The sequence below is a fragment of the Parahaliea mediterranea genome (assembly GCF_003402235.1).
GTDB lineage: Bacteria > Pseudomonadota > Gammaproteobacteria > Pseudomonadales > Halieaceae > Parahaliea > Parahaliea mediterranea.
Genome location: NZ_QEWO01000005.1, coordinates 324,459 through 346,629 on the forward strand (window position 1 = coordinate 324,459; position 22,171 = coordinate 346,629).

The window sequence follows — 22,171 nt, forward strand, 5'->3', positions numbered from 1 at the left end:
AGAGCAAATTCATGCGCAGGAACAATCAAGCAGCTGCGGAAGATGAAGCCCAGATCGACCTGACGCCCATGCTGGACGTCGTGTTCATCATGCTGATCTTCTTCATCGTAACCGCTTCTTTCATTAAAGAAGCCGGGGTCGAAGTGAACCGCCCTGAGGCCTCCACGGCTCAGCCCAAGGAAAACGTCAACATCCTGGTGGCCATCACTGCGACCAATGAAATCTGGATGGACAACCGTCGTATTGATGTACGTGCCGTGCGCGCCAACATCGAACGCCTGCACGCGGAAAACCCCAAGGGTGCCGTGGTGATCCAGGCGGACAACGAGTCCAATACCAAGACCGTAACCGGAGTGCTGGATGCCGCGCGTGAAGCGGGTGTCTACGACGTGTCTCTGGCAACTGAAGATAAGTAGTCGTTATGAGTCGTAATTTAGTCAGACTGATCCTCGGTGCGTTGCTCGCGATCCCGGTTGCTGGCGGTCTGTTCTTCATTATGCAGTATCTGATCGCCACGGCTGATCCGGAAATCGACGATACCAAACAGCGCAAGCTGGCGGATATCCACATGCCGGAACGTGAGATCGAGACGCAGCGTACGGAGCAGAAGCCGGACAAGGTAGACGATCCCGAAGAGCCACCGCCGGATCTCGATACCCCTGATATTGATATGGACATGGATACCAACGTGGTCAATACCGCGCCGGCTCAGGAAGTGGCCATTGAAATCAGCTCCAGCGGCATGGCCGCAACCGATGGCGAATACCTGCCCATCGTGAAGGTTGCGCCCATCTACCCGCGCCGTGCGCAAACCCGTGGTATCACCGGTTACTGCATCGTGGAGTACACGGTGACCAAGTCCGGTTCCATTCGTGACCCGCGCCCGGTCGATTGCCAGCCCTCCGGTGTGTTCGAAAGCGCCTCCGTCAAGGCCGCCGAGAAGTTCAAGTACAAGCCCCGCGTCGTCGATGGCGAAGCGATCGAAGTGGCGGGTGTACAGAACAAGTTCACCTACGAGCTGGAACAGTAGAACGGTTGATGCGTTATGAAAATGTCTAAACCCCACACCTGGCTTCGGCCCGCCCTGCTGGCGGTGCCCGTGGTTGCGGTCCAGGTCGCCGTGTCCCAGTTGCAGGCTGACCTCGGCTACGCCCCCATGGGGGCAGCCCTGGCCCAGGAGCAACAGGCCGACCAGCGCGAAACGCGCAAGACGCCCGCCCTGCGGAACAAGGTCTATGAAAAGCTGGCCGAGGCCCAGGCCGCTGCTGAAGCTCAGGACTTCAACACCGCGGCCAAGATTCTCGACGAGATGCTGGCGGGTCGTCGCGACAACGAGCTGAACTCCTACGAGTTGGCCAACGTGTACAACCTGTATGCGTTTATCCACTACTCGCGGGAGGACTATCCCAAAGCCCTGCAGGCCTATGAGAATGTCATCAAGCAGCCCGACATTCCGTTGGCGATGGAAATCAATACCCGCTATACCGTTGCCCAGCTGTACTTTGTGCAGGAGCAGTGGCAGAAGGGTATCGATGCCCTGAACAAGTGGTTCGCTATGACGGAAACGCCCAACGCCAACGCCTATGTGCTGCTGGCCCAGGGTTATTACCAGATGAAGGACTACGACAAGTCACTTTCCAATGTGAACAAAGCCATCAGCATGTACCGTGCCGACGGCAAGATTCCCAAGGAACAGTGGTTGAACCTGGCCCGCTTCCTCTACTTCGACAAAGGCGACGTGAACAACGCAGTGGCCGTGCTCGAGGAACTGCTCACCCACTATCCGAAAAAGGACTACTGGGTACAGCTGTCGCACATGTACGGCGAGCAGAAGAAAGAAACCGACCAGCTCTCCGCCATGGAGACGGCCTACGTCCAGGGCATGCTCGACAGGGGCACTGAGCTGGTGACTATGGCCTACCTCTACCTGAACGGCGAGGTGCCTTGGAAGGCGGCGCAGGTTGTCGATAAAGGCCTGAAAGCCGAAAAGGTTGAAGGCACGTCGAAGAACTACGAGATCCTCGGCAACGCCCTGCGCCAGGCACAGGAGGTCGAAAAGGCCATCCCTGCCATGGAGCAGGCGGCGGCCAAGTCTGACGACGGCGAGCTGTACGCCCGCCTCGGCAACATCTATCTTGACGGTGAGCAGTACGACGAAGCCATCGAGGCCATCAACAAGGGCTTAAAGCGTGGTGGCGTGAAGCGCCCTGATACCGCACGCCTGGTGTTGGGCATGGCCTACTTCGAGAAAAAGCAGTACGCCAAGGCGCGGGATGCCTTCCAGGCAGCCGGCCGTGACAAGCGTTCTGCCCAGTTCGCCGAGCAGTGGATCAAGTACATGGATTCAGAACTGGACCGCCAGAAGAAACTGGCCGAAGGCTGATCCAATCGCGGGAGCCCTGTGCTCCCGCTGCGGCGGGCCTGTGCGCCAGCTGCGCCAGTCCCACCAACAAAAAAGGAGCCAATCGGCTCCTTTTTTGTGGCTCCGCCCACAAGGGGCAGCTTAATCAGATGGCGACAACATTCTCGGCCTGAGGGCCTTTCTGTCCGTCGGTCACGTTGAACTGGACTTTCTGTCCGTCCGCCAGGGTTTTGAACCCATCACCCTGGATGGCACTGAAGTGAACGAAAACGTCAGGGCCGTTTTCACGCTCGATAAAGCCGAAGCCCTTGGTTTCGTTGAACCACTTTACGGTGCCGGTTTCTGTAGACATAAGTATTACCTGTATAACGTTGGCATTCCTGTGGATGCCGGGATTAATCATTATTTATGATCAACGAACCGAGGAACTTTGGGAACTTCGACCGCGCGCATAAATACCGCTGATCACTCAGCACCTTTGAGTGTATCACTGCTTAAGGAACCGTATAGTCGCTTGGCCAGAACTTATTTTGGGAATATTGCGGCTTTCTGTGGCCTTCAGGCCGGATTCATCCTGGGGTCGCACATTGGCCAGCCACAAGTGAGGGGATGAGAGCCCGGTGCGCGTACTGTTAGTGGAAGACGATCAACAGCTCGGCGAGTCGCTGGAGGCCGCCCTGCGCCTGGAGGGCTATGCGGTGGACTGGCTGCGCTCCGGCGAGCCGGTGCGCGCTGCCCTGGGCGCCACCCCCTACGATGTGCTGGTGCTGGATCTGGGGCTGCCCGGTGTCCCCGGGATGCAGGTGCTGCGCCAGTTGCGCGCCGACAAGCACCACCTGCCGGTGCTGTTGTTGACTGCGCGCAATACCCTGGCAGACCGGGTGGACGGGCTGGATGGCGGGGCGGACGATTACCTGGGCAAGCCCTTTGATATGGACGAGCTGTTTGCCCGCCTGCGTTCGCTGCTGCGACGGGAGTCGGGCTATCGCAGCCAGCTGCTGGAGGCGGCGGGTATTGCCTTGGACCCGGTGAATCGCACGGTGGAGGCGGGCGGCGAGGCGGTAACCCTCACCGCCCGCGAGTTTGCCATTCTGGAAATCCTGATCCGCAATGCCGGGCGCTTTGTGTCCCGGGCCCGGCTGGAAGAGGGTATCTACAGCTGGGGGGAGGAGGTGGGTTCCAATACCGTGGAGGTGTACGTTTCGCGCCTGCGTAAACGCTTTGGCAGTGAGGCCATCGAAACCATGCGCGGCGTGGGCTACAGGATGCACCGCTAATGCGCTCGCTCAAGCGCCGCCTGACCTGGATTCTGCTCGGTTTGATCCTTTTTTCGTGGGTCGGCTCCGCCGCGGTGACGGTGTTCTACACCGGGCGGGTTCTGGTGCAGCAGGTGGATCGCCAGCTGCAACAGTACGCCGGCCTGCTGGGCTACATTTCCGATGTCTTCGAGCGCCAGCTGGCGGCCGGGCTCCCTTTGGCCGAGCCAAAGCTGGATGCCCACCTGCGGGCGGAGGCGGCGGAGCCCCTGGTGGTGGATTACGGCGCAGCGGCCAGTGGCACCGTGGCCCCGGCCCTGAATGTGTGGCTGGACGGGCGCCTGCTGGCGGTGTTCGAGAACTCGCCGCGCTTTGACCCGCCCCGGCAACCCGGGTTTTCCTTTCGCGAGCTGCCAAGGCGCGGTTCCCACTGGCGGCTCTACAGCCACCACGACCCGGAGCTGGACCTGTGGATTGTGGTGGGTATCGACCTGGATCAGGCGCGCTGGGCGTTGCTGGTCAGCCTGGCCCAGGTGCTGCTGCCCCTGCTGCTGATTCTCCCCCTGACCCTGCTGGTGCTTACTTTGGGTGTGCACCGTGGCCTCAAACCCCTGCGCACACTGGCCGAGCAGATTGGCCGGCGCAGTCCCCAGGCGCTGGACCCGGTGCAGGTGGAGTCGGTCCCGGGGGAAGTGAAGCCGGTGGTGGCGGCGCTTAACGCCCTGCTGGAGCGGCTGGCCCACGCCCTGGAGTCAGAGCAGCGCTTCACCGCCAATGCCGCCCATGAGCTGACCACGCCCCTGGCCGCGATCAAGGCCGAGGTGCAACTGTGCCAGCGCCAACTGGCGGATGCCGAGGCGCAGTCGATGCTGGAGCGCATCACCGTACGGGTAGATCGCGCCCACCACACGGTGGCCCAGCTGCTGACCCTGGCGCGGCTGGATCCAGAGGCCCCGCTGGCCACCGAGCCGGTGGACCTGGAGCGCCTGCTGCGCGACGTGCTGGCGGAAGACGCCCACCTCGCCGGGGAGCGCGGCCTGCGGGTGAATGCAGGCGGCATTGCCACGGCCCGCGTGGCCGGCAACAGTGAGGCGCTGGCTATCTTGCTGCGCAATCTGCTGAACAATGCATTGCGCTACGCCAGGGCAGGTAGCGAGGTCACCCTGCAGTTGGGGGCGCGGGGCGATGGCACGGTGGCGCTGGTGGTGGCCAATGATTGCGATGCCCTGTCCGGTGATGAATTCGCGAGCCTCACCCGGCGCTTTTACCGGGTGCCCGGCAGCCCGGGCGCCGGGGCCGGGCTCGGCCTGTCGATTGCCGAGCGGGTGGCCAACCTGCACGGCGCGCGCCTGCTGACTGGCGCGGCGCAGGGCGGGCGTGGGTTTCGGGTGCAGGTGGTGTTCGGGTCAGCCCAGGGGGGCGTGGGCGGCGCCAATCAGCCCCGGCTGGGCGGTGGTGATTAGCAGAACTGGCACCGCGCCGAGGTGGCTGGTCATCGCGCCCTTTTCCTGAAAGCGCGCCAGAAAGCGGCTCTGCAGCAGGAAGTCGGCGATCCGCGGGGCAATGCCACCGGCCAGGTAGAGCCCGCCGTAGCTGCCGGTTGCCAGCACGAAGTCGCCGCAGACCGACCCCAGCAGGGCGCAGAAATGGCCCAGCGCATCGCTGGCGAGGGCCTCTTCACCGGCCAGGGCGCGGCGGGTGATGTCCTCGGGGCTGTCGCTGCCGGCAGGGGCCCCGCGCAGTTCCGCCAGGGTCCGGTACAGGCGCTGCAGGCCGGGGCCGGAGATCAGCAGTTCGGCAAAAATGTCCCGGTGCCGGGACAGCAGCAGGCCGAACAGGGCCAGCTCCTCCTCGCCCTGGGGCGACAGGCCCATGTGGCCGGGTTCGCAGGGCGTGGCGTGGTAGGTGCCCTGCACCGGCTCCACCGTGGCGCCGCCGAGGCCAGTACCGGGGCCGACCACCGCCAGGCGCTGGCAGGCCCCTGGCCGGCCGGGGTGCATCACGCGCCGGTCCTGATCGCCCAGGAAGGGTAGGGCGTGGGCATTGCTCTCGAAGTCGTTGATCCAGCCCGAGGCCTGAAAGCCAAAGCGCTCGGTCAGGCGGCTGCGGGAGAAGGACCAGTCCATGTTCACCATGCTGATGCGATCGCCCTCCAGCGGCGCGGCGATGGCAATGCAGGCCTGGCTGGGCCTGGCCTCGTCGAGTTGCCCCAACCAATCCGCCACCACGTCCTCGAACTGGGCGTAGTCGCGGTTGATGTAGGTGCGCAGGGCGCGAAACTCATTGCGCGCTGTATCGTAGAGCGCCAGGCGGGCGTTGGTGCCGCCGATGTCTGCTACCAGTCGGGTGGCCAGTGTCACCGGGCTGTTCATCCGACCGGCAGGATTTTCATGATGTTGGTGGCCCCCGGGTGCCCCATCACCATGCCGAAGGTCAGCAGGATGGAGTCGCCGTGCTGCAGGTAGCCCTCGCTGCGCAGGAACTCAATGGCCCGCGCCTCGATGTCACTCTGGCCGTAGGTCTCCGCATCAAAGTAGAGTGGCACCACACCGCGGCACAGGCACAGTTTCTGCAGGGTTTCGCTGTGGCGGCTGAGAGCGAAGATGGGCAGGCCCGAGCTCAATCGCGACATCAGCCGCGGGGTGGTACCCGACTCCGTCAGGCAGGCAATACCGCGCACATTGGGGTAGTGGTTGGCGGCATAAATCGCCGACATAGCGATGGTTTCCTGGGCGCTGGCGAACTGGCGGTCCAGCCGATAGCGGGAGGTGCGGGCCACCGGGTGGCGCTCGGCGCCAAGGGCCGCGTCGGCCATGGCGTGCACCACTTCCGCGGGATAGTTGCCCACCGCCGTCTCCGCCGAGAGCATCACGGCGTCGGTGCCATCAAGTACGGCGTTGGCGACATCAAACACCTCGGCCCGGGTGGGCAGCGGGTTGCTGATCATGGATTCCATCATCTGGGTGGCGGTGATCACCACCCGGTCGGCTTTGCGGGCCCGGGAGATGAGGTCCTTCTGGATACCGATCAACTGGGCGTCGCCCACTTCCACGCCAAGGTCGCCGCGGGCCACCATGATGCCAAAGCCCGCTTCAAGGATGTGGTTCAGGGTGGCTTCGTCGGCCACCACTTCGGCGCGCTCGATCTTGGCGATGATGGCCGGGCTCAGGTTGTGCTGGGCCAACAGGTCGCGGGTCTGGTAGATATCCGCGGCGCTGGATACGAAGGACACTGCCACGAAGTCGGGCTGCACCTGGGCCAGGCTGTCGATGTCGGCGATGTCCTTGCTGGTCAGCGCCGGTGCCGCCAGGCCGCCGCCAAGGCGGTTGATGCCTTTGCGCGAGCCGAGCTTGCCACCTTGGGTCACAGTGCAGGTAACAGCGCCATGTTCCACTGCGTCCACCTGCATGCGCAGGCGGCCGTCGTCCAGCAGCAGGGTGTCGCCGGGGGTCACGCTGTCGCAGAGTTCGCGGTAGTCGAGCCCGACCCCGCGTGCGTCGCCCTCGCCTTCGGCGATGTCCAGATCCAGGCGGAAAGTATCGCCGCTGGTGAGTTCCACCGCGCCATCGCGGAAGGTGCTGATGCGAATCTTGGGTCCCTGCAGGTCGGCCAGAATGCCCACGTAGCGCCCGGCGGCCGCGGCCTGCTTGCGGATGCGGCGGGCAACTTCCGCGTGGTGGGCGGCGGAGCCGTGGCTGAAGTTGAGCCGGAAGACGTTCACGCCAGCGCTGATCAGCTTTGCCAGCATGGCCTCGGACTCGCTGCCCGGGCCGATGGTCGCCACAATCTTGGTGCGGCGATTAACCTTGAGGGTCACACTCCTGTCCTATCGTTGGGGGGCGGCAAATCGGGGAATAGCCCTTCGTGTGTAGTGTTTACAGCGTGGTGGTTAGCGAAGGGCAGCGCGTTGTGCATGGGGGAATAATGCCCTGTTCGGCGCCCGACTGCCAGCGCCGGGCGCCTCAGGGTGTCGGCCGGGCTTCTGTGCGGGCATCGACATGGGTATCAATATAGCCCCGTGCGAGGTCAGGAAAGTCGGTAAACAGGCCGTCCACACCGACCTGGCCGATGAACAGGTCCAGCAGTTCGTCAAAGCTTGTGATGCCCGGCGGCAGCTGGTCGCGGCGGAAGGTGTAGGGGTGGACCGCTAGGCCCAGCGCATGGGCCCGGGCCACCAGGTCGCTGAGCTGGGGCCGGCCCTTTGCATCCCGACCACGGTAGATCTGCATCAGCCAGGGGCCGATGCCGTCGGCATATTCGGCGATGGCGGCAAGGCCGGCATCGCTTTGCAGGTGGTCGTAATCCACGGCGCTGTTCTCGCCCCAGCGGTTGTCGGCAATGAGCTGGATCAGCGGCAGCGGCGTGCGCAGGTCGTGGCGCAGGTAGCGCAGTGTGGCATCGTCAAAACATTGTAAAAATACGTCATCGCGGCGCTCGGCATAGCCAGTGTCGCGCAGCACGTCCAGTACCCGGCGGGCAATGTCCTGGCCCTGCCGGCGATGAAAGCGTGGTGCCTTCAGCTCGATGTACAGCCCGCTGTGGCGGCCGCGGCTGCGGTTCAGGCCGCTGATCAGGGCGATTTCTTCGGCGAGTGTGGGCACACCAAGGCCGCTGCGGCCGGCGGGGAAGCGCTCGGGGAAGGCCAGGCTGCCGTCGGGCTGGCGTCGTTCGCCGGCTTCAAGCTGGCGTATCTCGACCAGGTCAAAATCGATGGCGTAGTAGCGCCCGTCGTCACGGGCGCGCCCGGGAAAGCGGCTGGCCACGTCGGTGGTGGCGTCCAGGTAGATGTCGTGCAGTACGATGGGCACGCCATCGCGGGTCAGCACCACATCCTGTTCGAGGTAGTCGGCCCCCATGCCGTGGGCCAGGGCCTTGGCGGCCAGGGTGTGTTCCGGTAGGTAGCCGCTGGCACCGCGGTGGGCGATCACCAGGGGCGGGGCACGCTCAGCCATGGCGCTGCTTACCGCAAGGCAAAGGGCCAGGGCCAGTGTGCGCATCGTGGGTCAGGGCAGGGCCGCCAGCCATTCTTTGTCTTCCAGCCATTGCTTGCGCAACTGGGCCACCACGCCAATGCGGGTGTAGGCCTCCAGGTAGTTGTCCACCAGGTTGAAGAATTCGCGGTCGTCCTTGTCCAGGGCAATACCTATGGGCTCCACCGTGAGGGGCTTGTCCAGGGTCACCAGACCCAGGTCCGGGAAGCGCAGCACCGTGAGGCGGCACACCGGCATGTCGGCCACCATGCCGTCGGCGTCGCCTTCCAGGATCATTTTCACGGCTTCATCGTAGTGTTCCACCTCAATCAGGGTGGCCTCCGGCGCGCCCTCGCGCACAAAGCTGGCGCTGGTGGAGTTTTTCAGGGCGGTGAGGGTGAGATCGCCGCGATTGAACTCGTCTGAGCCGGAGACCTTGGCCAGCACAGAGTCCTTGGTCAGCAGTGATTTGCCGGACATCATGTAGGGGCCGACAAAGGCCGCCTCTTCGCTGCGCTCGGGGGTGATGGCCATGCCGGAAATGACCATGTCGATGGTGCCGTTGTCGAGGGAGGACATCAAATCGCCAAAGGGCATGACTTTGATCTCCAGCTTCACCCGCATGGCGTTGGCCAGGGCCTTGGCCAGGTCGACGTCAAAGCCCATCAGGTTTTTGTCGCGGCTGAGCATATTGAGCGGCGGCTGGTCGGCGGTCATGCCGACTTTCAGGGTTTTGAAATCAATCACCCGTTGGAGTGTTTCCCCGGCCTGGGCCAGCCCCGTAACACTGAGGCAGGCAAGGGTGAGGCTGGTGAGGATCAGGCGGCGAAACAGTCCGGACATGGGGGCTCCCTGTGGTGTGCGGGCGCCAGTGGGCGCCCGCTGCAAACAGCTTTCAGTGTAGGCCACTTGGCCTACGAAACCCAGCGCGTGGCGGGCGGCTTAAAACACGCAGTGCTTGGCGTAGTCGGCCGCTTCGTTGCTGCTCCAGTCGCCCTTGGGTTTTTCCGCGAGGGATTCGCACCATGCCTCAGAGCCAACGGTGGTGGCTTCAAACACACAGTGGCTGGCGAAGGTCACCGCATCATCCGCCGTCCATTCGGATTTGGGCTGGTCTTTTTTGCTGTCACACCAGCCTTTGCTGCCGGGCTTGTCGCTGCAGGCGGCGAGGGCGAGGGTGGCAGTGAGTGTGGCTGTGAGCAGTAGTGGGGTGTGAAGGAGGGAGCGAAAGGGGGTGCGAAGGGGTTTCACGGGCATGTCCTCAAGGGTTAGTTGCGATGCTACCAGTATGGCACCAATCGGCAGCCAGGCGAGAATGCACTATGCTGTTGGACACAGGCCGCAGGGAGCGACTGCCCGGGCCATTCAATAACGACGATGAGAAAGGCGCGAAGAGAAAAGGGGCGAACAATGACAATACACAACCGCCTGTGGCAGCGGGCGGCCGCCGGGCTTGCCACCTTGGCGCTGCTTAGCGGCTGCGCCGGCACGGGCTTCAGCCTGCCGGGGGTTGCCAGCCACCCAGACGGCACCCACCTGGCCGGCAAGGTGGTATGGCACGACCTGCTCAGTGATACACCGGCCGAAACCGAGGCCTTTTACCGCGGCCTGTTTGGCTGGGAGTTCGAGGCGCTGCCGCTGCAGGGCGCCAATTACACACTCATCCGCCACCGGGGCCGTCTGATCGGTGGCCTGGTCGATCAGAACCAGCTGCCCACCCGGGCCGATGTGTCCCAGTGGGTAGTGGTGATTTCGGTGGCGGATATCGAGGCGGCGGTGGCTGCCCTCGACGCTGCCGGTGGCAAGGTACTCACACCGCCCACCTCCCTTGGCGAGCGCGGCGACATTGCCGTGGTGACCGACGTTGAGGGCGCCGCCTTTGCCCTGCTGCAAACCCGCCACGGCGACCCGGCGGATGGCGGCGCCCGGCCCGCCAGTGGTGACTTTCTGTGGGACGAGCTGTGGGCGGCAGATACGCGCAGGGCCGGGGCCTTTTACCGCCAGGCCCTGGGCTACCAGCTGGCGCAGCGGGAACTGGGCAGCGCCGGCCAGGCGCTCAACTACCAGGTGCTGAGCAGTGCCGGCCAGCCCCGGGCGGGGCTGCGTGACCTGCCTGTGCAGGGGCTCAAGCCCACCTGGGTCAGCTATGTGCGGGTGGCGGATGCGGTCGAACTGGATCGCACGCTGGCAAAGGTGGAAGGGCTTGGCGGGCGTATTCTGGTGCCGGCCACGGACCGGCCGGCGGGCGGCCGGGTGGCCTTGATTGCCGGGCCTTCAGGCGCGGGGATTGCACTGCAGACCTGGGATGAATCAGCGCCGGTTGGCGTCAACGGGGGTGAACAATGAAGGGCTCGTTGAAAGGGTTGCGCCTGGCGGTTCTGTCCGTGCTGGTGCTGGGCCTGTCGGGGTGCTCCGACCCCCATGTGTACGGCAGCATTGGTATTTCCACCGGCTACAGCTCCTGGGGACACGGGGGCTGGGGTGGAGGTATCGGCACCAATATCTCCATAGGCGGGCGCATTCACTGACCCGTGCCGTGCCGGGCGTACCGCGAAGGGGCCGGGGTGCAGCCCCTTCTGGTAGGCCCTGGCGGTGGTGAGTTACTTCTTCACCTGCATCTTGATGGTCTTCTCGGTGGCCTTGTTGTAGGGCGGTAACATGCCGCCCAGCTTGGCAACATTGGCATTGGCCTGCTTGTAGATTGACTTGGCATGGCTGAAGGTCTTGAAGCCCTCGTGACCGTGATAGGCCCCCATGCCGCTCGGGCCCACCCCCCCGAAGGGCAGCTCTTCCTGCATGATGTGCATGATCACGTCGTTGATACAGGCGCCGCCGGAGGTGGTGCGGGTGAGTACCGCGTCTTCCTCGTTGGCATCCTGGCCGAAGTAGTAGGCCGCCAGCGGGCGCGGGTTGGCGTTGACGAAGGCGATGGTTTCGTCAAAGTCGCGGTAGGTGCGAATCGGCAGCAGCGGGCCGAAGATTTCCTCCTGCATCAATTTCAGGTCATCGGCGGGCTCCGGCACCAGGGTGGGCGGGATTTTGCGGGTGCCCTGCTGCTGGCTGAAATCCTCATTGGCCGGGTTCAGGGGCATTACCTTGACGCCGCGCTCCTCGGCTTCTTTCAGGTAGCCCTGCAGGCGCTCGAAGTGGCGCTCGTTCACCACCGAGGTGTATTGCGGGTTATCCAGCAGTTTGGGGTACATGGTGGCCACCGCCTGCTGGGCCGCCTCGATCACCTCGTGCAGTTTTTCTTCCGGCACCATCAGGTAGTCCGGGGCCAGGCAGATCTGGCCGGCGTTGAGGGTCTTGCCGAGCATGATGCGGGTCAGGGCCTGCTCCAGGTCGGCGCTGCGGGAGATGATCACCGGTGATTTGCCGCCCAGTTCCAGGGTCACCGGCACCAGGTTGCGGGCGGCGGCGGCCATGATGTGGCGGGCGATGGAGGTGGCGCCGGTAAACAGCAGGTGGTCAAAGGGTAGGCCGGAGAAGGCCACCCCAACCTCGGGCCCGCCGGTGAAGATGGCGACTTCGGTCTCGTCCCAGGCCTCGCGCACCATTTCGGCCATCACTTCCGAGGTGGCCGGGGTGAACTCGGAGGGTTTGATCATGGCCCGGTTGCCGGCGGCCAGAATACCCGCCAGCGGCCCGAAGGTCAGGTTGACCGGGAAGTTCCACGGCGAGATAACGCCCACCACGCCCAGTGGCTGGTATTCGATGCGCGAGCGTCCGCCCAGCAGGTTGAGGGGGAACATGGTGGGGCGACGCTCGCCCTTCATCCATTTGCGCAGGTGCTTTTTGGCGTGCTTCATCGGCGTGACCGAGGCCGCCACATCGGTGAGCAGGGTCACCTCCCGGGCGCGACAGCTGAAGTCGCTGTTCAGGGCCTCGATCATCTTGTCCTGGTATTTCAGCAGTACGTCGATGCCGCGATCCAGGCGGTCGATGCGGGTGTCTGCGCTGACCTTGCCTTCAGCAATGTAGCTGGCGCGCTGGGCATCCAGCACGGCCTGCATGCGCGTTTCGGTATCGCTGTGTTCCTGGACGGTTTGCGGTGCGTTCATGGCGAGACTCCTGCCCTTTAGCCGGTGAGCTTTTATGTGAGCATTTCAGTATAGTCGCGCCCTGCCGCCAAAATAACAGCCAGGGCAGGTTATATCCGGCCAAATTTCTGATTGCGGGAGCCGCTATGTACCGTTTCATTCGCCTGACTCTTCCCCTGCTGGCAGCCCTGTTGGCCACCCTGTTTGCCACCCTGCCACGGGGCGCGGCCGCCGCGGCGCCAGCCGGTGGCGGCGAGGCGCGCGACGCTCGCCCCAATTTTGTGCTGATTCTGGCGGACGACCTGGGGGTGGAAGCGGTGGGCGCCTATGGTGGCGAGTCCTACCGCACCCCGCACATCGATCGTCTGGCGGCGCAGGGGGTGCGTTTTGACAACGCCCATGCCACACCGCTGTGCACGCCCACCCGGGTGATGCTGCTCACCGGCAAGGAGAGCTGGCGCAATTACACCCACTTTGGTTACCTGGACCCGACAGAGACCACCTTCGCCCAGCGCCTGCAGCAGGCCGGCTATGCGACCTTCGCCACCGGCAAATGGCAGCTGGTGAGCAACAAGTACCAGGAGTTGGATGGCATGTCGCCAGCCGCTGCGGGCTTTGCCGACTACGCTCTGTGGCAGGTGCAAGCCCGCGAGGGCGAGAGCGACCGCTACGACAACCCGACCCTGCAAACGCCCGCCGGGCCGCAGGCGGGCGAGCCTGGCGCACCGGGCAGTTACGGCCCGGCCCGTTTTTCGGCGGCCATCCAGCGCTTTATTCGCGACAGCGCGGCCAGGGGCCAGCCCTTTCTGGCCTACTACCCCATGGTGCTGCCGCACCGCCCCTTTAGCGCGCCGCCCGGCACCAGCGGCGCCGACCGCCAGCAGCGCTTTGCCGACATGATGGCCTACATGGACAGCATCGTCGGCGACATCCGGGCGACGCTGGAGACGGCGGGGGTGGCCGAGAACACCCTGCTGCTGTTCATTGGTGACAACGGGACCGATCGCAAGATCACCTCGCGCTGGCGGGGGCGCGAGGTGGCCGGGGGCAAGGCGACCTCGCTGAATCTGGCGACCCACGTGCCCTTCATCGCCTGGTGGCCCGGGCAACTGGCGCCGGCTGCGCGGGCGGAACTGGTATCGCTGGCCGATGTGCTGCCCACCCTGCTGGCGTTGGGCGCGCCGCGGCAGGCGCTGCCGCCCAACGTGGACGGGCGCAGCCTGTGGCCCCTGCTGGCCGGTGGTGCGGCAAATGACTGGCGCGACAGCCTGTTCATGCACTACGACCCGCGCTGGAGTGACAACGTGCCGGCCCGCTACGCCTTCGATACCCGCTGGAAGCTCTACCAAGACGGCCGCCTGTTCCACATTGCCGATGACCCGCTGGAGCAGCAGGCCCTGCAGCCGCCGCTGCCGGCGGCCGCCGAGGCTGCCCGGCAGCGCCTGCAGCGGCGGCTCGATGCGGCCGGCGGCGAACTCAGCGGCGTGCTCTCGCCCCAGGAGCAGTACCGCCGCGAGCGCGATTGGCGCCGCACGCTGATTGCCCTCGGCCTGTTGGCGATAGGAGGCCTGTGGTACGGCCGGCGCCGCTACCGGCGCGCTACCCTGAGCTAGGTGGCGGCGCTGCCCGGGCGGCCTGAGTGCTTTGGCGGTTTGAATGCTTCACGGCCGCTTGCAATCTGCAAAGCAATTGGCACGCATGGCTTTCAGTAAATCATGCCGTCAACAAATCTTCGCTTGGCAGAGCGGCCCTGTGCTGCTAAAAACCGCACCATGAGCTATGCCCACGACCCCAGTGATTCGCGCACACCCTCGCCGCCTTTCGGCTATTCGCGCGAATGCCATTACGACCGCGACAAGCAGGTGCACATTGTGGCGGAGTATCACGCCAACAAAATCCGCCCCAGCCGCATCGCCTACCGGGTCGGGATTGATATTGCCTTCATTGAAGCGCTGATCGCCGGGGAGGAGGAGCCCCAGCGCTTTCCTGCTCTGGTGGCCCGCTATCGCCGCCAGCGTTACCAGAAGCGGCTGGGCGATGCCCAGCGCAAGCAGACCGGCAGCGCCCGTTACGAACTGCAGCAGCAGGTGGAGCGGGAGTTTCGCAACGAGGTGGATATCTAGGCGCGCCGAGCCAACCAGGGGGCAGGCGGGCCGCTATTCGCCCTCGCCCTGCTCCAACAGTCGGGCCAGGCGCAGCTCCTCTGCTTCCATGCGCGCAATGCGGCGCTCTACCTGCTCCCGCTCGTCGTCGGTGACGGTTTTCAGGTGGGCCTTTTCCCGCTTCACCGCCTGTCGCGCCAGTTCCTGCTGCTGGCGCAGTTCCTCCACGCTGGCGGCGGCTTCGGCCTGGTCGAAGATCTTGTCCTCCGGCGCCGGTTCGGCGCTGCCGGCGCTGTGCTGGTTGTGCATCACCGGCTGTGGGGGGATGACCTTGGCGCTTGGGTCCAGGGGGCGCTGGTTCATAAAGCTGGGGGAGACAATCTCCACGCCGTTGCCGTGCAACTGCTCAAGGATTTTTTTGCGCAGGTTGGAGCGGGCGCTCAACAGGTTTTTCATTTCCGGCAAAAAGCCGCAGGCGCGGTACACCACCGCGTGATCCAGCAGTTCCTGCACCAGCACAAAGGGTTCGCTGAGGCCCGCTTCTTCCCCGGCCCGGTATAGCAGGTCCTGCACCTGGGTGTAGGGTACGTCGTAGCCGATGGACACCTCGGCGGTGATGATGGTGCCGTCGCGGTGCAGCACCGTCACCGGGTTGTTCACCAGGTAGAGGTTGGGCAGGGTGGTCAGGTCGCGCCACTCGGTCTGGATCTGGGTGTTGATCAGCGAATGGCGTGCCACCCGGCCGAACTCCCCGTCCACGCGCACGTAGTCGCCGGGGCGAAAGGGGCGGGTGATGTGCAGCATCACGCCGGCCATGGCATTGGACACAAAGGTGGTGGAAGACAGGGCAATCACTGCAGTGAGCACCACCCCAAGCAGGCTGAGAATCTGGCCCTGGGTTTCGTCGGACAGCGGCAGCACAATCACCAGCACCACCACGGCGAGGGAGATGATGGCCCAGTTCAGCAACTGGCGCAGCACCTCGGTGCTGCTGCGCTGGCCACGGCTGACAATGCGACTGGCGGTCACAATCACCAGGGCGGTGAAACCCAGCACCAGCAGTGCGGGCCAGAAATCGGCGAACAGGTCCGTCAGCTCGCTCATGGGGGGACGCTCCGGTGCGGTTTATGCTTAAATGCGGCCAGCTTATCGACTCTCACCTGCGAAATAAACCGGAAGACCCATGCCCCGATTACCGCACTTTTTTCTTGTTTGTGCCCTGGCCCTTGGCCTGGCGAGCCCCTTCTCCGGCGCCGCAGAGCCGGCCACTGACAGCGCCCAAAACCCGGCTAAGGCTCAGGCAAAGGCCGACATCCCCGAGCCCCTGCATGCCGAGTCCAAGCAGCGGGTGAAGATCGATGGCAAGACCATCGACCTCAAGGCCACCGCCGGCCAGCTGCTGATGAAGGACGACAAGGGAGAGCCCATCGCCCTGTTCGGCTACACCGCCTATGAAAAAGAAGGCGCCGACCGGCGCACCCGGCCGGTGCTGTTTGCCTACAACGGCGGGCCGGGGTCTGCGTCCATGTGGTTGCACATGGGCATCCTTGGCCCCCAGCGCACCGTGGTGAATGATGGCGATTTCGCCACCGAAGGCCCCTTCCGCCGGGTCAACAACGCCTTCAGCATTCTCGATCTTGCCGACGTGGTGATGATCGACCCGGTGGGCACGGGATTTTCCATCCCGGTGGGGGAGGCCAAGGGCGAGGACTTCTGGGGAGTGGACCAGGATATTGCCTCGGTGTCCGACTTCATCGCCCGCTGGACCACCGACAACGGCCGCTGGCAGTCGCCCAAGTACCTGCTGGGTGAAAGCTACGGCGGTATTCGCAGCGGCGGCGTGGCCTACCAGCTGCTGCAGACTCACTCCATTGCCCTGAACGGGGTGATCCTGGTGTCACCCTACATGGACTTTGCCGCCGGCAATGCCGGCCTGGCGATGGATTTGCCCTACGTCAATTACTTCAGCACCTACGCCGCCACCGCCTGGTATCACAAGGCCATCGACAACCGCCCGGACAACCTGCAGGCCTTTTTGCGCCAGGCCGAGGACTTTGCCGAGAACGTTTACGCGCCGGTGCTCTTCAAGGGCGCCAGCGCCACCGCCGAGGAGCGCCAGCGGGTGCTTGCGGGCATGGAACGCTTTACCGGCATCAGCGCCGACTACTGGGACCGCGCCAACCTGCGGGTGGACGAGGGGCGCTTTGCCAAGGAACTGCTGCGCGATCGCCGCCAGACCACCGGGCGTATCGATTCGCGTTTTGTGAACGACGGCCTTAACCACATTGGCGAGCAATTCACCTACGACCCCTTCTTCCCGGCCGTGGGCCCCGCCTTTGTGGCCACCTTCAATGATTACTACCGCGAAGTGCTGGGGGTGAAGACCGATCGCAAATACGTGACCTCCGGCGGCCTGTTCATGCGCTGGGACAACACCCACGCCCAGCCCGGCCAGACCCAGTACGAGAAAGTCCCCTACGCCAACACCGCCGTGGATTTGGCCCACACCATGGTGCAAAACCCCAACATGCGCCTGCTGGTGCAGCAGGGCTATTACGATTTGGCCACGCCCTACGGCGCCACCGATCACTTCCTCAACCACCTGCCGATTCCGGAGCGGCTGCGCGACCACATTACCGTGGAGCACTACGAGGCGGGGCACATGATGTACATCCACCCGCCGTCCATGAAGAAGTTCCGGGACGACCTGGCGGCCTTTATTGCCGCCGGCCAGGGCTGAGGCGCCAGCGCGGCGCCTTCTCTCAGCGCGCGCGCTTTTTGCACACCTTGCGAAAACCTGCGGCCACAAAAGGGATCATGTGGTCGTAGGCCGCTTCAAAATCATCTGAGGTGCAGCGCCCGCCCGACAGCTTGTCGATGCGCCCGGTCTGGGCCAGGGTGAGGGTGAGGGCGCCGGACAGGTTGTTGTAGCACCAGTACAGGTCCTCGTCGGTAGCCTCCGGCAGGGCCCTGCGCAGCGCTTCGATGAATTCCTGCACCAGCGCATCAAACAGCTTGCTCATCATGCGCGGCCCCCAGTAGGGGGAGTTGTTGATGTAGGCGATCAGCGCGAGATAGTTGCGCCAGCCCGGGTCGCCGGTTTCCTGGGCCAGTTCCAGTGGCCGCAGGAAGGCTTCGATAATCTGCTCGACACTCGGCCCGCGCTTGCCGGCTTTGGCCTGGCACCGGTGCAGGGCGTCGCGGCGGGCATCGTTCAGCAGGGCCGCCCGGCGGTCGAACACCGCCTGGAACAGGTCCAGCTTCTTGCCGAAGTGGTAGCTGGCCAGGGCCACATCCACCCCGGCGCCGCTGGCGATCTGGCGCAGCGTTACCCCGTCGTAGCCATGCAGGGCGAACAATTCCTCGGCAACATCGAGGATTTTCTCGCGCTTGCTCGGGCTGTCTTTCCTGCTCATCGGTACTGCGCTCTCCCTGTGCCCTGGTCACCGTTGCCGCCACCGCAGCGGCCGAAGGGCATCGACAATAGCACAGAAACAATTTCAACGGTTGTTGAAATTGGGCTGGGCCTGGTACAGAATCCGCACTCCGCCGACAACAATAATCCTGCGGTGAGGTGCCAGCATGACTCCCGACGTTTTCAAATACCTGGTCAGCGCCGCCTACGTGGCGCTGGTGTTCTACCTGTCCTGGGTGGGCATGCGCCGCACCCGCGACGTGCGCGGCTTTTCCATCGGCAATAAGGACATGAGCCCCTATGTGATCGGCATTACCCTCGCCGCGTCCATTGCCTCCACCGCCACCTTTGTCATCAACCCGGGCTTTGTTTACGTTCACGGGCTGTCCGCCTACCTGCACTACGGGGTGGCGGGCTCGCTGGGCATTCTCACCGCCTTTCTGGTACTGACGCGCGGCTTCCTGCGCTTGGGCGAAAGCCATAACGCGCTGACCATTCCCCAGTGGATTTACTGCCGTTACCGCCACCGGGGGCTGAGTCTGTTTTTTGCCTTTATCAACCTGCTGTCCATCACCTTTGTGGTGCTGATCCTGGTGGGCTGCAGCCTGCTGGTGACGGGGCTGTTTCCGGTGGACCAGAAAACCGCCCTGGTGCTGGTGCTGCTGTTTGTTTTCTCCTACGTGCTGATGGGCGGCACCTACGCCCACGCCTACACCAATACCTTGCAGGGGGTGATGATGATGGCGATCACCGCCCTGCTGTTTGTGCAGGGCTTCAAATACCTGGGGGATGCGCCGCTGGATGCGCTGCGCGCCGTGGGCGCCGATTACGCCGCGGCCTTCAACCCGTCCAGCGATCTCTACTTCAGCTTTTTCTCGGTGTTTCTCTCGGGCTTTATTGTGACCTTTGCGCTGATGCTGCAGCCGCACATTCTCACCAAAGTGCTGTACCTGCGCAGCGAGCGGGACATCGGCAAGTTCATCGGCACCACCGTGGTGGTGGGCACCCTGTTCACCCTGATGCTGATGCTCGGCTTTTACGCCCGCCTGGCGGGGCTGGAGATCGACGCCCAGGACACTGTGGTGCGCGAGTACCTGCTGCACGAGTTTTCCGGCGACCCGCTCGGCCAGTACCTGCTGGTGCTGATCTTCCTCACCCTGCTGGCGGCGGGCATGAGTACCCTCGATGGCATTCTGGTGTCGCTGTCGGCGATGGTGGTGAACGACATTGTGGAGCCGCTGTTTGGTGCTCGCATCAACGGCCTTGCCCTGTCGCGCTGGGTGCTGGTGGCGGTCGGGGTGATTGGTGTGGCGCTGGCCTGGAACCCACCGCCGCTGATCGGGCTGTTTGCCCAGAAAGGTGTCTACGGCCTGGCGGCCGCTTCCACCGTGCCCATTCTGTTCGGGGTGCTGTTGCGCCGCGATATGCCCCTGTGGGTGGTGGGTGGCGCGGCGCTGGTGGCGCTGTTGACGCACCTCGGGCTCAACCTCAGTGGCCGGGTGGCCAACCCGGCGGTGTCGGCCACTTGGGCGATTCTGGCCTCGCTGCTGGTGGGCGTTGCCGGCCTGGTTTGGCATCGCGGGCTTGCCGCGGGGCGCGGCAGCCGCGCCGGAGAATCCGCGCCGGGCGCTTGAGGCTACCGGTTCAAGTTGCCTGTTCAGACTGCCGGTTCAGGCTTGACAATTCAACAATCGTTGAATATCTTTTCTGCACAAATTCAACAAACGTTGAAACCGCTCGCAAGGCGGACAACACTTGATACGATAACGCTAACGACAGGTGTCACTATGAAGACTACGCTCAAGCGGGCGCCCCTCGCCCTTGCTGTATCCCTTGCCTCTGCGCTGAGTGCGGCTCCGTCGCTCGCCCAGCAAGCCGGTGCCACCGCCCTCGAAGAAGTTGTGGTGACCGCGCGCAAGCGCACCGAAAACCTGCAGGACGTGCCCATAGCCGTCAGTGCGTTTTCCGCCGCGGACCTCGCCATCCAGGGCGTGGACGACATCACCGACCTGCAATACAGCCTGCCCAACACCACCCTGCAGGTGAGCCGTGGCACCAACACCACCCTCACCGCCTACATTCGCGGTATCGGCCAGCAGGACCCACTGTGGGGCTTTGAGCCCGGTGTTGGCATTTACGTGGACGATGTCTACATCGCCCGCCCCCAGGGCGCGGTGCTCGACGTGCTGGATGTGGAAAACATCGAAGTGCTGCGCGGGCCCCAGGGCACCCTGTACGGCAAAAACACTATCGGCGGCGCGCTCAAATACACCACCCGGCGAGTGGGCAACGAGCCCACCTTTGAAGTGGAAGGCACTGTGGGCGACTACCAGCGCCGCGACCTGAAGGTGATGGGCTCGGTGCCGATTATCGAGGACACGCTGTTTATCAGCGGCGGCGCAGCGGTGCTCAAGCGCGACGGCTACGGCGAGTTTCGCAACACCGGCGCCGACAACTACAACAAGGATGTGGCTACCGGCCACCTGAAACTGGAGTGGCGGCCCAGCGACAGCCTGGCCTTGATACTGGCCGGCGACAAAACCCGCGATACCTCCAACGCCAAGGGCGGTTATCGCCTCACGCCGAGCCTGATCACCGGCCAGCAGCCCTACAGCAGCGTGTTCGACAGCGACACCAGCCTGCCCACCGACAACCTGGTGGAAACCGAGGGCGCGTCGCTGCACGCCATCTGGGACATCAGTGACCGCTGGCAGCTCAAGTCCATCACCGCCTACCGCGAAGGGCGCACCGATACCCCCATCGACTTCGACGCCACCGCGGTTGCCAGCGTGGACGTGCCGGCGATCTACGAAGACGACCAGACCACCCAGGAGTTCCAGCTCAACTACAGCGGCGATCGCTTCAATGCCGTTGGCGGGCTGTACTACTACGAGGGCAATGCCTGCGGCGTGTTCGACCTGATTCTGGGTGTGTTCAACACCACCGTGGAAAACGGCGGCTGCGTGGATACCGAGAGCTATTCCGCTTACTTCCAGGGCGCTTACGATGTCACCGAGGCGCTGAGCCTGAGCTTTGGCGGCCGCTACACCCAGGACGAAAAATCCGCCAGTGTGTACCGCAATGTGTACCTGGGCGCGCGCTACCCGGATAGCGGCGGCGGTACCCTGGTTGCCGTCCAATCGGACTTTGACGACAGCGACAGCTGGGGTGAATTCACCCCCCACCTGGGTGTGCAGTACACTTTCAACGACAACCTGATGGCCTACGCGTCCTATACCTCCGGTTTCAAGTCCGGTGGCTACGACATGCGCGCCAATATCTCCGTCAACCCGAACGGCGACGAGCCTTTTGATCCGGAAACAGTGGATGCCTATGAAATCGGCTTCAAGTCGACCCTATGGGACCGTCGCCTGCGCCTGAACGCGGCGGCATTCTACAACGACTACACCGATATGCAGGTCACCGTGCAGCGCGCCGTGGGCGGCGCCGACTTTGCCTCGCAGGTGCTCAATGCCGGCGCGTCCGAAATGCAGGGCTTCGAACTGGAACTGGTGGCGGCACTGACCGACGCGTTGACCTTGAGCGCCACCTACGGTTATATCGATGCCGAGTTCACCGAGCTTGAGTGGTTCGACCCGAACGCCCAGGCCAACGTGGATGTTTCCGACCAGTGGGTGATCTCCAATACCCCCGAGTACGTCTACAACATCGGCGTGCAGTACGACCTGGACATCGGTGGCTGGGGCACCACGTTGCTGGCCAGCGCCGCCTACCGCGACGACGTGCACATCTTCGAAGTTCCCTCGGTGCTGGATGAAGAGGGCTACACCCTCTACAACGCCAGCATCGTCCTGCGCTCGCCCAATGAGCGCTGGACCCTCGGCCTGCACGGCAAAAACCTGAGCGATGAGGAGTACCGCATCGCCGGCTATAACTTCGCGGCCACCTATGACGACCAGGGTAATCTGGTGGCGGCAGGCCTTGGCGGCGAAGACACGGTGACGGGCTTCTATGGCGACCCGCGCACCATCGCCTTCACCGTGAATTACGCCTTCTGAAGAGCGA

General features: G+C 64.0%; 21 protein-coding genes. 12 read left to right on the forward strand and 9 right to left on the reverse strand.

Annotated elements, in window-relative coordinates:
- Nucleotides 1-11 precede the first annotated feature (11 nt).
- From DDZ17_RS16380 to DDZ17_RS16390, 3 genes are read left to right on the forward strand one after another with little or no spacing between them, the layout of a single operon-like run.
- Entirely contained in the window at nucleotides 12-416 is a 405-nt protein-coding gene (locus DDZ17_RS16380; RefSeq protein WP_116368039.1) for an ExbD/TolR family protein, read from the forward strand.
- Between the two features lie 5 nt (nucleotides 417-421).
- A complete protein-coding gene (locus DDZ17_RS16385; protein ID WP_116368040.1) occupies nucleotides 422-1,030 on the forward strand; it encodes an energy transducer TonB in 609 nt (202 codons plus the stop codon).
- A 15-nt stretch (nucleotides 1,031-1,045) separates the two neighbouring features.
- Nucleotides 1,046-2,383 carry a tetratricopeptide repeat protein gene (locus tag DDZ17_RS16390; protein ID WP_116368041.1) on the forward strand — a complete coding sequence of 446 codons (1,338 nt, stop codon included), beginning with the start codon at nucleotides 1,046-1,048 and terminating at the stop codon, nucleotides 2,381-2,383.
- A gap of 124 nt (nucleotides 2,384-2,507) precedes the next feature.
- Here DDZ17_RS16390 and cspE read toward each other — a convergent pair whose 3' ends face one another.
- On the reverse strand, nucleotides 2,508-2,714 hold the full coding sequence (gene cspE / locus DDZ17_RS16395) for a transcription antiterminator/RNA stability regulator CspE (protein WP_116368042.1): 207 nt from the start codon (nucleotides 2,712-2,714) through the stop codon (nucleotides 2,508-2,510).
- Between the two features lie 268 nt (nucleotides 2,715-2,982).
- On the opposite strand from cspE, the gene DDZ17_RS16400 reads away from it, so the two are divergent.
- Nucleotides 2,983-3,639 (forward strand): response regulator transcription factor, encoded by a 657-nt coding sequence (locus DDZ17_RS16400; protein ID WP_116368043.1) that lies wholly within the window; start codon nucleotides 2,983-2,985, stop codon nucleotides 3,637-3,639.
- On the forward strand, nucleotides 3,639-5,081 hold the full coding sequence (locus DDZ17_RS16405; protein WP_116368044.1) for a histidine kinase dimerization/phospho-acceptor domain-containing protein: 1,443 nt from the start codon (nucleotides 3,639-3,641) through the stop codon (nucleotides 5,079-5,081). The genes DDZ17_RS16400 and DDZ17_RS16405 overlap by 1 nt, the downstream gene beginning before the upstream one ends.
- Here DDZ17_RS16405 and glk read toward each other — a convergent pair.
- The 5 genes from glk to DDZ17_RS16430 all read right to left on the reverse strand — a co-directional run bounded on the left by glk (nucleotide 5,025) and on the right by DDZ17_RS16430 (nucleotide 9,839).
- A complete protein-coding gene (gene glk, locus DDZ17_RS16410) occupies nucleotides 5,025-5,978 on the reverse strand; it encodes a glucokinase (protein ID WP_157976688.1) in 954 nt (317 codons plus the stop codon). The two genes, DDZ17_RS16405 and glk, sit on opposite strands and share 57 nt — an antisense overlap.
- 8 nt (nucleotides 5,979-5,986) lie before the next feature.
- Nucleotides 5,987-7,435, reverse strand: a complete 1,449-nt coding sequence (gene pyk, locus DDZ17_RS16415) for a pyruvate kinase (RefSeq protein WP_116368046.1) — start codon at nucleotides 7,433-7,435, stop codon at nucleotides 5,987-5,989.
- A gap of 145 nt (nucleotides 7,436-7,580) precedes the next feature.
- On the reverse strand, nucleotides 7,581-8,615 hold the full coding sequence (gene glpQ, locus DDZ17_RS16420) for a glycerophosphodiester phosphodiesterase (RefSeq protein WP_116368047.1): 1,035 nt from the start codon (nucleotides 8,613-8,615) through the stop codon (nucleotides 7,581-7,583).
- Nucleotides 8,616-8,621: 6 nt separating this feature from the next.
- Complete coding sequence (locus tag DDZ17_RS16425; RefSeq protein ID WP_116368048.1) at nucleotides 8,622-9,431, reverse strand: transporter substrate-binding domain-containing protein; 810 nt, start codon at nucleotides 9,429-9,431, stop codon at nucleotides 8,622-8,624.
- A 99-nt stretch (nucleotides 9,432-9,530) separates the two neighbouring features.
- Complete coding sequence (locus tag DDZ17_RS16430; protein ID WP_241505923.1) at nucleotides 9,531-9,839, reverse strand: DUF3012 domain-containing protein; 309 nt, start codon at nucleotides 9,837-9,839, stop codon at nucleotides 9,531-9,533.
- A 159-nt stretch (nucleotides 9,840-9,998) separates the two neighbouring features.
- Between DDZ17_RS16430 and DDZ17_RS16435 the strand changes: the two genes are divergently transcribed.
- Both DDZ17_RS16435 and DDZ17_RS22475 read left to right on the forward strand, forming a co-directional pair.
- Nucleotides 9,999-10,934 carry a VOC family protein gene (locus tag DDZ17_RS16435; RefSeq protein WP_116368050.1) on the forward strand — a complete coding sequence of 312 codons (936 nt, stop codon included), beginning with the start codon at nucleotides 9,999-10,001 and terminating at the stop codon, nucleotides 10,932-10,934.
- The gene (locus DDZ17_RS22475; protein WP_157976690.1) at nucleotides 10,931-11,116 is read left to right on the forward strand and encodes a hypothetical protein; all 186 of its coding nucleotides are present in this window, start codon (nucleotides 10,931-10,933) and stop codon (nucleotides 11,114-11,116) included. The genes DDZ17_RS16435 and DDZ17_RS22475 overlap by 4 nt, the downstream gene beginning before the upstream one ends.
- A 72-nt stretch (nucleotides 11,117-11,188) precedes the next feature.
- Here DDZ17_RS22475 and DDZ17_RS16440 read toward each other — a convergent pair whose 3' ends face one another.
- Nucleotides 11,189-12,649 carry a coniferyl aldehyde dehydrogenase gene (locus tag DDZ17_RS16440; RefSeq protein ID WP_116368051.1) on the reverse strand — a complete coding sequence of 487 codons (1,461 nt, stop codon included), beginning with the start codon at nucleotides 12,647-12,649 and terminating at the stop codon, nucleotides 11,189-11,191.
- A 125-nt stretch (nucleotides 12,650-12,774) separates the two neighbouring features.
- Between DDZ17_RS16440 and DDZ17_RS16445 the strand changes: the two genes are divergently transcribed.
- Nucleotides 12,775-14,241, forward strand: a complete 1,467-nt coding sequence (locus DDZ17_RS16445; RefSeq protein WP_116368052.1) for a sulfatase family protein — start codon at nucleotides 12,775-12,777, stop codon at nucleotides 14,239-14,241.
- 159 nt (nucleotides 14,242-14,400) lie between these two features.
- On the forward strand, nucleotides 14,401-14,751 hold the full coding sequence (locus DDZ17_RS16450) for a hypothetical protein (protein ID WP_116368053.1): 351 nt from the start codon (nucleotides 14,401-14,403) through the stop codon (nucleotides 14,749-14,751).
- Nucleotides 14,752-14,784: 33 nt separating this feature from the next.
- Here the strand turns inward: DDZ17_RS16450 and DDZ17_RS16455 are convergent, their stop codons facing one another.
- Nucleotides 14,785-15,834 (reverse strand): mechanosensitive ion channel family protein, encoded by a 1,050-nt coding sequence (locus DDZ17_RS16455; protein ID WP_116368054.1) that lies wholly within the window; start codon nucleotides 15,832-15,834, stop codon nucleotides 14,785-14,787.
- Between the two features lie 79 nt (nucleotides 15,835-15,913).
- Here DDZ17_RS16455 and DDZ17_RS16460 point away from each other — a divergent pair, with 79 nt between their 5' ends.
- Complete coding sequence (locus DDZ17_RS16460; RefSeq protein ID WP_116368055.1) at nucleotides 15,914-17,470, forward strand: S10 family peptidase; 1,557 nt, start codon at nucleotides 15,914-15,916, stop codon at nucleotides 17,468-17,470.
- A gap of 22 nt (nucleotides 17,471-17,492) precedes the next feature.
- On the opposite strand, the gene DDZ17_RS16465 is transcribed toward DDZ17_RS16460, so the two are convergent.
- Nucleotides 17,493-18,146: a TetR/AcrR family transcriptional regulator gene (locus DDZ17_RS16465; protein WP_116368056.1), complete on the reverse strand. Its 654-nt coding sequence runs from the start codon at nucleotides 18,144-18,146 to the stop codon at nucleotides 17,493-17,495.
- 166 nt (nucleotides 18,147-18,312) lie between these two features.
- Between DDZ17_RS16465 and DDZ17_RS16470 the strand changes: the two genes are divergently transcribed.
- A complete protein-coding gene (locus tag DDZ17_RS16470) occupies nucleotides 18,313-19,779 on the forward strand; it encodes a sodium:solute symporter family transporter (RefSeq protein WP_116368057.1) in 1,467 nt (488 codons plus the stop codon).
- 153 nt (nucleotides 19,780-19,932) lie between these two features.
- Nucleotides 19,933-22,164 carry a TonB-dependent receptor gene (locus tag DDZ17_RS16475; protein ID WP_116368058.1) on the forward strand — a complete coding sequence of 744 codons (2,232 nt, stop codon included), beginning with the start codon at nucleotides 19,933-19,935 and terminating at the stop codon, nucleotides 22,162-22,164.
- The last annotated feature ends 7 nt before the right edge of the window (nucleotides 22,165-22,171 follow it).